Annotated in this window: 12 protein-coding genes; 6 read left to right on the top strand and 6 right to left on the bottom strand. The window is 38.8% G+C overall.

The features are described from left to right. Window positions 1–107 precede the first annotated feature (107 nt). Window positions 108–659 (top strand): outer membrane beta-barrel protein, encoded by a 552-nt coding sequence (locus CZ809_RS06775; RefSeq protein WP_080156674.1) that lies wholly within the window; start codon window positions 108–110, stop codon window positions 657–659. Window positions 660–763: 104 nt separating this feature from the next. Here the strand turns inward: CZ809_RS06775 and CZ809_RS06770 are convergent, their stop codons facing one another. The 4 genes from CZ809_RS06770 to CZ809_RS06755 all read right to left on the bottom strand — a co-directional run bounded on the left by CZ809_RS06770 (window position 764) and on the right by CZ809_RS06755 (window position 3,406). Beyond that, entirely contained in the window at window positions 764–1,429 is a 666-nt protein-coding gene (locus CZ809_RS06770; RefSeq protein ID WP_080156673.1) for a DedA family protein, read from the bottom strand. Beyond that, window positions 1,422–1,844, bottom strand: a complete 423-nt coding sequence (locus tag CZ809_RS06765) for a hypothetical protein (protein WP_080156672.1) — start codon at window positions 1,842–1,844, stop codon at window positions 1,422–1,424. Before CZ809_RS06765 ends, CZ809_RS06770 begins: the two co-directional genes overlap by 8 nt. A 177-nt stretch (window positions 1,845–2,021) precedes the next feature. Then, window positions 2,022–2,579 (bottom strand): HdeD family acid-resistance protein, encoded by a 558-nt coding sequence (locus tag CZ809_RS06760; RefSeq protein ID WP_080156671.1) that lies wholly within the window; start codon window positions 2,577–2,579, stop codon window positions 2,022–2,024. A gap of 302 nt (window positions 2,580–2,881) precedes the next feature. Next, window positions 2,882–3,406: a DUF2062 domain-containing protein gene (locus CZ809_RS06755; RefSeq protein ID WP_080156670.1), complete on the bottom strand. Its 525-nt coding sequence runs from the start codon at window positions 3,404–3,406 to the stop codon at window positions 2,882–2,884. Between the two features lie 29 nt (window positions 3,407–3,435). Between CZ809_RS06755 and CZ809_RS06750 the strand changes: the two genes are divergently transcribed. From CZ809_RS06750 to kdsB, 5 genes are all read left to right on the top strand, one after another. Continuing rightward, window positions 3,436–5,739, top strand: coding sequence for a DNA internalization-related competence protein ComEC/Rec2 (locus tag CZ809_RS06750; RefSeq protein WP_080156669.1), 2,304 nt, complete (start codon window positions 3,436–3,438; stop codon window positions 5,737–5,739). A gap of 140 nt (window positions 5,740–5,879) precedes the next feature. Further along, window positions 5,880–7,637 (top strand): lipid A ABC transporter ATP-binding protein/permease MsbA, encoded by a 1,758-nt coding sequence (gene msbA, locus CZ809_RS06745; protein WP_080156668.1) that lies wholly within the window; start codon window positions 5,880–5,882, stop codon window positions 7,635–7,637. Window positions 7,638–7,639: 2 nt separating this feature from the next. Further along, window positions 7,640–8,674, top strand: a complete 1,035-nt coding sequence (lpxK, locus tag CZ809_RS06740; RefSeq protein ID WP_080156667.1) for a tetraacyldisaccharide 4'-kinase — start codon at window positions 7,640–7,642, stop codon at window positions 8,672–8,674. After that, window positions 8,655–8,834 (top strand): Trm112 family protein, encoded by a 180-nt coding sequence (locus CZ809_RS06735; RefSeq protein ID WP_045035565.1) that lies wholly within the window; start codon window positions 8,655–8,657, stop codon window positions 8,832–8,834. The genes lpxK and CZ809_RS06735 overlap by 20 nt, the downstream gene beginning before the upstream one ends. Then, entirely contained in the window at window positions 8,834–9,580 is a 747-nt protein-coding gene (kdsB, locus tag CZ809_RS06730; RefSeq protein ID WP_080156666.1) for a 3-deoxy-manno-octulosonate cytidylyltransferase, read from the top strand. Before CZ809_RS06735 ends, kdsB begins: the two co-directional genes overlap by 1 nt. 89 nt (window positions 9,581–9,669) lie before the next feature. Here kdsB and CZ809_RS06725 read toward each other — a convergent pair whose 3' ends face one another. Together CZ809_RS06725 and elyC are read right to left on the bottom strand one after the other, a co-directional pair. Then, the gene (locus CZ809_RS06725; RefSeq protein WP_080156665.1) at window positions 9,670–9,906 is read right to left on the bottom strand and encodes an RNA recognition motif domain-containing protein; all 237 of its coding nucleotides are present in this window, start codon (window positions 9,904–9,906) and stop codon (window positions 9,670–9,672) included. Window positions 9,907–10,120: 214 nt separating this feature from the next. Next, a complete protein-coding gene (gene elyC / locus CZ809_RS06720; protein WP_080156664.1) occupies window positions 10,121–10,927 on the bottom strand; it encodes an envelope biogenesis factor ElyC in 807 nt (268 codons plus the stop codon). Window positions 10,928–11,032: the final 105 nt, after the last annotated feature.

The raw sequence follows: 11,032 nt of genomic DNA, 5'->3' as shown, positions 1-11,032 counted from the left end.
ACAGGATTTATTCTGCATCGATATGACTGTTATTCTATAATCGATATGACTGTCATTCTATAAATAGACAGCGATTTGTTAATAAATAAAACAATTAGGAATATACAATGAAAAAGAATGCACTAGGTTTATTAGTAGCTTTTGCTGTAATGGCACCTGTTGCTGCACAAGCAGCGGTTCAACTTCCAGCTGGTACACAAGAGCTTGGTATTCAAGGTAATGCTAAACTAGGTAGCGGTTGGGATCTAAACCTAAACGGTTCTTACGGTACATTCGTAAAAGATAACTGGGAAGTTGGTGGTACTGCAACTATCGCTGCTAAAGATGAGAACGATGCATTCAGTGGTAAGATTGGTGTATTTACAGAATACAACTTTGTTAACTCTACTAACTGGGTTCCTTACGTTGGTGCTGCTACTGAACTTGCTGGTCTAAACTACAATGACAAGACTGGTACTGATACTAATGTTGGTAAAGATGGTGACTCTTGGGCACTAAACCTTAAATTAGCGGCTGGTGTTAAATACTTCATCAACCCTAATGTTGCTCTAACAGCAGAAGCTAACTACAACATCGCAACTGACGATATTGAGTTCTCAAGTGGTAAAGCGAAAGATAGCCTAACTAACATCGTATTCGGTACTCGCTTCTACTTCTAAGTTTAAGCCCGTATACAGATAATAAAAAACCCGCTGATTAAGCGGGTTTTTTTATAGTTATTGATTTGTAAATCGATTCTGTAACGTAATGTTGAAAACAGAGGTTAAGCGATATTATTGTTTTTAATACGCTTAATTAGCCAACTACTCAATAAACTAATGATGGCAATACCTAAGGTAACAAACGGTGCCACCATTAATATCATGGTTGTTACTCGAGCAATATTCTCTGGTAATAACGTCAATAAATACCCTAAGCCTGTGAGTAAGAGTATCCAAGCTGTAGCACTTAACCAGGCAAAGCGGAAGAAGTGGGCTTGATTCTTAATTCTAAATCCCATCACCAATGGTAATAGTGGACGTACGACAGGAATAAAGCGCGCTGTAAATAAAGCCACAATCCCATGTCGAATAAGTAATTTATCAACAGTGTCCATTCGATGAGGCGGTACCATATCTACCCATCGTTTTACTTTTGGTAAATGATCAAGCCAGCGGCCTTGTAAATAAGCGAGCCAACTACCAATAGCCGCCGCCATAATTAACAAAAATACGATCAATTTAAAATCAATGATCCCCATTGCACCTAATGTGCCAGCTAAAATAACAATGCTGTCGCAAGGGAGTGGGGCTGCGGGTAAAAATGCACTTTCCAGCCAAATAACAAAAGTGACACAAAAATAGATCATTACAATACTTTCAGGGTTTTGTAATGCTGCAAAATCTTGATGCCATAGCGCTGAAAAAATAGATACAAATGAATCAAGCATCTATGTAGTCCTTGTAGTCAGAGTCATAATTAAAGTAAATGTCGTGGTCATTGAGTAACATTAACTGCCTACGACTGTGAGTAAAACGGTATTGAAAGTTAGCAAGAACAAGATGTGGATACCGTTGATGCTTAAAACAATGACTTGTTATTTGATGTGGTTGTCGAATGACATTGTGGTCACAATGCAGTGCAGGAACAAAATTCTTTTTTTCTGTTTTTGATAACTGTCGTGTTTTATGGCTATTGCTCGATAAAATAATGACATTATCGTTCCAGTTTTCTTGATGATTGGTAGCGTTAAAGACTGAAGCTGGATGTAAAGCATATTGAGACCATGCAATAGGCTCAGCCGAACTTGTTGCGCTTACTAGCAATGTATTTAGTAGCAAGCTAAAGAGAGTGAAGTAACTCATCAACAATATCGCTCAAGTATCAAAAACACACTTTTACTCAAAATTATAACCAAAGGCAATGTTTTTATAAGAAATTGTTATGAAATAATGGTGGGCTATGTTTCTGTGGAGTGCTTTTTATAAAAAAAGCTTCAGTGGTTAGCTGAAGCTTTAATCGTTATTGTTTATTCAATGTATTTATTTGATTAGGGCTTTTTTCATTTGTGAGCCAATGAAAATAAAGCTGATACCTTCAAATATTAAAGAGACACCAACAAAAATGCCCAATAGTGACATTGAGAATTGAGGATTGTGCATTAAATTAAAGAAATAGATACCAATGATTGTTGATAATAAACCACTGAAAACAATCCAACGCCAGCCAGCAAGGTGCTCTCTGCTGCTAAAACCAAACATCATTCGTGTAATACCATTAAATACCATAGTGGCAATCATAAGCACGGTAATGGTAACTAAGCCAATGAATGGTTGCCCTAAAATGAATAAGCCGCCAAGAAGGTAAAAGAGAGCACTGATGACATACCAAATTTTAGTTTTCCATTGTGGAATACTAAAGGTGTGATAAACCTGTACTAAACCGATGACTAAGAAGATCACGCCAATAATAGTTGTAATTGTCATGCCTGCGGCGACAGGTAAGCTAATTGCAAAAATACCGGCTAAAGCAACAATAACACCAACGACAACAAACCACTTCCAACCTTTTGTGAGTAAATTCTTTACTGGATTTTCCATTTCATTTCCCTTTATTCAAAATATTAATGCTTATTAGCTGGCAATAAGTTACTGCTATTTAAGGCTCTATTCTATTTTTAAATAGTAGTCTGAACAATAATAATTACTAGGTATTAAATGCAACTAATTAGCAATATAAGTTTTTGCTGCGGTTATAGGAAAAATAAATGCGGGTTAGATCGAATAATCATAAGAAAAAGCGCATGAAAAAGGGAAAATAATGGAGGGAGAGTCTCAAAAAAATGGCAGTTAACAATAAAACTCCATAAGCATGAAGTTTTATTGTTATAACAAAGTAATGGTTAGCGTGTTTTAGGAATTCGGAATTTACGTTTATTCCAACTGCGTACGACTGAATAGCGCCATAGCCATCGAATACCGAAATAGCCGATGGATGCACTTAATACACTACAAATAAAGCATCCCAATAAGAATGGGGGACCAATTTGACTCATTTGATTTAATAGGAAATCCCATGTTAATTCAAAATGAAAGCCAACATCAGGGCTATGCAATACCCAAGCACCTAGCTTGTAAGCGCCATAGAAGAGTACTGGCATTGTTACCGGGTTACTGACCCAGACTAGTGCAACGGATAACGGTAAATTAACACCAAACATAATAGCGAGACCCGCCGCCATTAACATTTGACTAGGAAGAGGAACGAAAGCCATAAATAATCCGACAGCAAATGCGCCAGATGCTGAACGACGGTTTAAGCACCATAGATTTGGGTTATAAAGTAGATTCCCGAATATCTTTAACGCTTTTTGGCGTTTAATCACTTCATGGCTAGGCAGAAATTTTTTAATGAAATGTCTTGGCATAATAATTTTTTTTGACTGGCTAAGGCCATATGGTTCAAATATTTATAGCAAGCATAAGCGGTTATCTATCGTTACATTTTTTTAACGCCTTACCACCGTATTGGTTTTTACTATTAATAATAGTCATCGGCGCTATATTGTTCATTGTGTATCGAAGTCTTATTTTTATTTGCTTTTCACTTGCTATATTCTGGGTTGTTTTTGATGCTAATCAATATATTAACAATATTGATAACATTCCAATAAACAGTACTAATGTTACCATAGATGTAAGCATTAGTACGCTTTTTAATGAAAATATACCCTCTGAGTATTTTGAGGTAAAAGTACTGAATTTACATTCTGCCAATGTTGATTTTGTCTCTCCATTACAGTTAATGGTGTTTTGGAAAGATGCGCCAAGATTAAAGCAAGGACAAATATGGCGTTTACCTGTTAGGTTGAGCCGTATTGTTGGACGTGTTAACCAAGCCGGTTTTGATCGTGAACAATATGCATTAAGCCGCAGTATTCATGGTCGTGCTGTTGTTATTGGGGGGAAGCTTTTACCGACACGATTATCCTCTTCGATATCTTTACGTCAGCAATGGTTAGATAGCGTTACTCCATTATTAAAAAACACTCGCCATCAAAGTTATTTAACCGCTCTAACCTTTGGATTAAGGGAGGGGTTAGAGGCGCAGGACTGGATAGATTTACGTGACAGTGGGCTGGCGCATTTATTAGCGATTTCAGGGTTACATATTGGGTTGGCGATGCTGATCGGATGGTGGTTTGGTTACTTATTGCGGTTATGCTTACCACAAACGGGTTATTGGTCATGGCTACCTTTGCTTTGTGGGCTGTTATTTGCCTTTGGATATGCATGGCTTGCAGGGTTTAGCCTGCCGACTATTCGTGCGTTATTAATGTGTTTAATCGTTGGTGTTCTGCGTATTACTGCAATTAATTGGCGACCTTGGCAAATTTTATTAGCAACATTAAGTTTGTGTTTGCTATGGGATCCTTTTGTTAGTTACAGCGCAGGTTTCTGGTTATCGTTTGGTGCAGTTATTATCTTTTTAATGATGGTTATTATTGGTAATTCACCAGCATTAGCCGATTTACCTTGGCAGCAGCGGTGGTATCAGCACTTAAAGCAGTTGTGTAAAGTACAAGGGTATCTCCTGTTATTAATGTTACCCATGCAGTGGTGGTGGTTTGGTGGCGTCTCTCTAGCTGCACCATTGACTAATTTAATGGCGGTACCTTGGCTTAGTGTGATAACGGTGCCGTTAGTCTTGATTGGCGTTATAACAGTATGGTGGCCAGGGTTGTCTGCATTATTTTGGGGACTGGCTGATGTTTCATTAATGCCTGTTTTACATATTGCAGCGTGGAGTAATGGAGCATGGATGATGTTACCTGCATCAATTACACCATTATTGGTCATTATTACGGTAATAACGGTTGTATGGCCTTTATTACCTTTAGTGTATTTCCGCTGGTTGTACATGAGTATTATTTTTATTGTTCTCAGTTGGTGGTGGAAGCAACACCATAATAATCACAGCTCACCAATGTGGACGATAACAGTATTAGATGTTGGGCACGGATTAGCTATTTTAATAGAGAAACAACAGCGAGTATTTATTTATGATACTGGTAATGCTTGGGATGAAAAAAGTATTGCTCAGTCAGTCATTGAGCCAATATTAGCCTATAAAGGAATATCAGCTGTTGATGGGCTTGTTTTAAGTCATTCTGATAATGATCATGCTGGCGGCAGTGATTATCTTATACAGCGTTATCAACCTCTGAAAAAATACAGTAGCGATCAACGAGATGGCTTTTCAACTTGTGTTATGGGGCAAAAATGGCAATGGCAGGGGCTTGAGTTTACGGTTAAATGGCCACCAACAACCGCGATTCGAGCCACAAATTCAGATTCTTGTGTTATTCATGTTCAAGCATTAGGCGGGAAGGGGCCGCGCGTATTATTAACTGGGGATATAGATGCCAAATCTGAGTTAGTGATGTTGACGCAAGCACAGACAGAGCAAGCCGATATTATTGTCGTACCACACCATGGTAGTAGTACCTCATCAACACAAACATTACTGGATAATATTCAACCTTCGGTCGCGATAGTATCGATTGGATATTTTAATCCATGGGGCTTACCATCTGCTGCGGTTAAGCGGCGCTACCAAGCCAATAATATTGATTGGATCAGTACCCAAGATAGTGGTCAAGTCACGATCACTATTCATCAGAATAACTACCAAATAAAACAACAACGTTATCATTATTCTCAGGCCTGGTATCGACCGCAGTGGCTAGCCTTAAAATAAAAAACGCCTGATTAATGATTATTGATGTTGTTTTTATGAGCATAAAACGTGGTTTAAGAAAAAAGGATTGTGGACAAATTTGGTTGATAGCAATGTTAAGGGTAGAATAGAGAGATTGTATTTTATCAAAATTGGCATTCATGACGCAATTAACAGAAAAATCAACCAAAGATACTTATAAAAGACTGTGGCCTTATATCAAGATCTATAAAGCGGGCATTATTGTCGCGGTTATTGCGCTGATCATAAATGCGGCTGGTGATACCTTGATGTTGTCGATGATTAAACCGCTACTTGATAAAAGTTTTGGCGGGTTTGATAGTATGGATTCGGGTTTTCTTGCCATGATGCCTATCTATCTTGTTGGCTTAATGATCATGCGTGGTGCGAGCGGCTTTGTATCAACCTACTGTTTATCGTGGGTATCAGGCAATGTCGTCATGAACCTTCGTCGGCAGTTATTTCAACATTTTATGAAAATGCCCGTTGCATTCTTTGATAAAGAAGCTTCTGGGGCACTATTGTCACGTATTACTTATGACTCTGAACAAGTTGCTTCTGCGACCAGTAGTGCTTTGGTGAGCATTGTTCGTGAAGGGGCATCGATCATTGGCTTAATGGTATTGATGTTTTGGAATAGTTGGCAGCTATCGGCTATTTTGATTGTTATCGCCCCTGTTGTTGCTATTAGCATTAGTGTTGTTTCAAAACGATTCCGTAAAATCTCACGTAGTATGCAAGATGCAATGGGTTCAGTGACCTCATCTGCAGAGCAAATGCTAAAAGGCCATAAAGTTGTATTAAGTTACGGTGGTCAAGGTGTTGAGAAGCAACGTTTTGATGAAGTAAGTAATTTAATGCGTCGCCAAACCATGAAATTGGTTTCTGCACAGGCGATAGCGAACCCGATTATCCAACTTATTGCTTCTTCAGCATTGGTTGTGGTGTTGATTCTTGCTAATACGCCATCATTACGTGATTCATTAACACCAGGTACATTTGCAGTCGTATTTGGTGCAATGTTTGGTTTAATGCGTCCACTTAAATCTTTGACCAGTGTTACATCTCAATTCCAACGTGGTATGGCAGCATGTCATACACTGTTTGATTTGATGGATTTAGAAACTGAAAAAGATAATGGTAAGCATGAAGTTGAGCGTGTTAGAGGTGATGTATCAGTCAAAGATGTGACCTTTACTTACCCAACTAAAGACACGCCAGCGCTGCGTAATGTCAGTTTTGAACTGCCAGCAGGTAAAACGGTAGCGCTTGTGGGACGTTCAGGTTCAGGTAAAAGTACCATTGCCAATTTACTTACACGTTTCTATGATATTGACTCAGGAGACTTGCGTTTAGATAATGTTGAAATTCAAGATTATACCTTATCAAACCTACGTTCTCAGGTTGCTGTAGTCTCACAAAATGTGCATTTGTTTAATGATACCATTGCCAATAATATCGCTTATGCAAGTGGCGATATGTTTACTCGTGCTGATATTGAACGAGTAGCAGAGCTTGCTTATGCGATGGACTTTATTAAAGATATGGAGCACGGGTTAGATACCGTTATTGGTGAAAATGGTGTGAGCTTATCAGGTGGTCAACGTCAGCGTCTGGCTATCGCTCGTGCATTATTACGTAATGCGCCAGTATTAGTGCTCGATGAAGCAACATCAGCGTTAGATACTGAATCTGAGCGTGCGATTCAACGCGCACTTGATGAATTACAAAAAGATCGCACTGTGTTAGTCATTGCTCACCGTTTATCTACAATCGAAAATGCTGATCAAATTTTAGTTGTCGATGATGGTGAAATTATTGAACGTGGTACGCATGGTGAGTTAATTCGTCTTAATGGTGCTTACGCGCAACTTCATCGTATTCAATTTGGTGATTAATTGTGGCTGCTTTCATTGAAGCTATGTGGTACCAATCAGCATTAAAAGGTAAAACTCGCATTGCTTATTATCTGTTGTGGCCATTATTGTGGCCACTCAGTCAATTGTTTGGTGTATTAAGCCGTCGAAAACGGAATCAATATACAACAGGCAAGAAAATGGCATATCGAGCGCCAGTACCGGTGGTTATTGTTGGTAATATCACCGCTGGTGGTAATGGCAAAACACCGGTAGTGGTCTGGTTGGTGGAACAACTTTTGGCTCAAGGATTAAAACCAGGTGTTGTTTCACGTGGTTATGGTGGCAAAGCACCGTATTATCCATATTTTGTTGAGAGTGATACTAACACGGATATTGCTGGGGATGAGCCGGTTTTAATTCGTCGTCGAACGGGAGTACCCGTTGCGGTTGCTCCCGTTCGAAGTGATGCGGTAAAGTTACTATTAGAGCATGATGTTGATATCATTATTACTGATGATGGATTACAACATTATGCTCTTGCACGTGATATAGAGTTGGTTGTCATTGATGGTCAACGTCGATTTGGTAATCAACACTTATTGCCACTAGGTCCATTACGAGAATCGTGCCAGCGTTTAAATCAAGTTGATTTTTTGATTTGTAATGGTGGTGTTGCTGATGCCAATGAAGCGACAATGTACTTAGCTCCGTCAGCGTTGATTAACGTTAAAACAGGCGCGCGTTGTGATGCCTCGTCTTTATCATCTGTCGTTGCAATGGCGGGGATTGGTCATCCACCACGATTTTTTGCAACATTGAATGCGTTAGGAGTAAAGCCTGTTGCATGCCAGCCTTTTGCTGATCATCAACCCTTTACTCATCAAACATTATTAAGTTTAGCCCAACAAGGGCAACATTTAGTGATGACTGAAAAAGATGCGGTAAAATGTTACCCATTTGCTGAGGATAATTGGTGGTATCTGCCTGTCGATGCGGTTATCTCTGAGCCACAAGCATCAGCTATCATTAAACAGATTATAGAGGTTAAGGAAAAGTATGGATCACCGTCTGCTTGAAATTGTTGCTTGCCCTGTATGTAAAGGCAAATTAAATTTCGATAAAGAAAAGAATGAATTAGTGTGTAAGTTTGATCGTCTTGCTTATCCTATCGATGACGGTATTCCAGTCCTACTTGATTCAGAAGCGCGTACATTAAGTTCTGACGAGGTTAAGTAATGGCCTTTACTGTTATTATTCCTGCACGTTATCAATCAACCCGTTTACCGGGTAAACCGTTAGCTGATATTGCAGGTAAACCAATGGTGCAATGGGTTTACGAACAAGCATGTAAATCTGGTGCAGATCAAGTTATTGTTGCAACTGATGATCAGCGTATTGTCGATGTGGTACAAGGTTTTGGTGGTGAGGTGTGTTTAACTCGCACTGATCATCAATCAGGTACTGAACGTTTGGCTGAAGTGGTTGAGAAATATCAACTTGCTGATGATCATATCGTGGTGAATGTTCAAGGTGATGAGCCGCTTATCCCTGATACAATTATTCGTCAAGTTGCCGATAATATTGCGCATTTTAATGCACCGATGGCAACATTAGCGGTAGAGATTGATCATCATGATGAAATTTTTAATCCTAACGCTGTAAAAGTGGTTACTGATAAAGACGGCTACGCATTGTATTTTAGCCGTGCCGCCATTCCTTGGGATCGGGATAATTTTGCTCAGCAACCGCGTATTGTGCATCATAATTTACTGCGCCATATTGGGATTTATGCTTACCGGGCTGGGTTTATTAATACTTATATTAATTGGCAACCAAGTCCGCTGGAGCAAATCGAATCATTAGAGCAACTTCGTGTGCTTTGGTATGGTGAGAAAATTCATGTTGATGTTGCTATTGATGCGCCACCAGCAGGGGTTGATACCTTAGATGATTTGGAAAAAGTACGGCAGTTAGTTAGTTAACAAAACAGCGAGTTGATATCCGTTATCTCAATAATAAAAAACCGAGTATTACTTACTCGGTTTTTTTATGGGTAAATTAATTGCTGTAATTATTCGGCAATTTTTACACGGATACGGCTTTTATCAACCATCATTTCATGAAGAGCTTTCATTGCGCGAGTTGCTTGTTCATCATCAGCCATTTCAACAAATGCAAATCCTTTTGATTTGCCTGTTTTGTCGTCTAATACAAGGTTACAAGCACTAATTTTACCAAATTCTTCAAACATTTTGTGAATTTGAACTTCAGTTGTGCTGCGAGAAAGGTTACGGATTAAAAGTTTCATGAATTTAATTCTTTCTTAAGTAGTAAGCCATTATTTTATCATGAAATACAGTAAAGCATGCTGAGATTAAAGTGAAATAATACGATAAAAAGAAATTTTAAAATTGTATGATCTTAATAGTTATGCAAACTGCTGTTAAAGTTTAAAAAAAGCCAGTGCGTATCATATCGCAACTGGCCTTAAAATAATTAACTAAAACATGACATTGGAAATCTTATAATGTCTCAGGTTTTACTTTTTCTGCTTGTTGATGTTCAATTTGCGGGTTTAATAGCTCGCTAGTAATACGCTGCCATAATTGCCCTAAACGCTCATGCTCAACAATTTCTATTTGAGTAAGGAATCTTGAATCAGGAACAAAATCACGCATTTGATTACTGGCTCTAAAGTTTGTCGGCGCTGGAATAGGGTGTAATCCCGCTTGATGGAAATAGTAAAGTGCACGTGACATTTGGCTGGCTGATGTTACTAAAATCATATTTTTATCTTTAACGACATCAGCGGCTTGAAATGCTTCTTCTTTGGTATCTTTTGTTGATTCAAATAACAGAATATCCCGTTTATTAACCCCCAATGCGATAGCTAAATGTGCCATTAATCGTGCGTGGCTAATACCATGAGAAGCTAAGCCCCCAAAGCCAGAGAGAATTAATTTAGCATCAGGGTACATGCGGAAGATACGAATGCCTTCAACTAAGCGTGTAATGGCTGTTGGCGATAATTCTGAGGTAATAGGAAACGTTTTATCGATAACTTGGCCGCTGCCTAAGACCATGACATAACTAATTGGTTTGGTGGTACTCACAAAGGCGGCGTTTTCTTGCTCTAATGGGCGTAGCAATGCAGTCGTGATAGGTTGGAATGAACATAAAAAAATGCCAATTAAAGAGATACTCATCAAGATAGAGGCTAATTTTTTTCGACGTGTAAACCACAACACGCATAAACCTATAATGCCCACTAGTAACAGGAAGGGTAGCGGCATCAGTAGCGCTGATATGATTTTTTTAAGTATAAACATAATATGTCGTCCGAAATTTCAGCAGTTGAGCTCTAAAATCGATCACAAGCCTTTATTCCTTTACTGCTTGTGAGAAAATAAGCCATATTCTAGAGTCGCTATCAT

It is taken from the genome of Photobacterium piscicola (genome assembly GCF_900166965.1).
GTDB classification, from domain to species: Bacteria; Pseudomonadota; Gammaproteobacteria; order Enterobacterales; family Vibrionaceae; genus Photobacterium; species Photobacterium piscicola.
The sequence above is the reverse complement of the archived record's forward strand: the minus strand, read 5'-3'. Positions and strand labels throughout refer to the sequence as shown.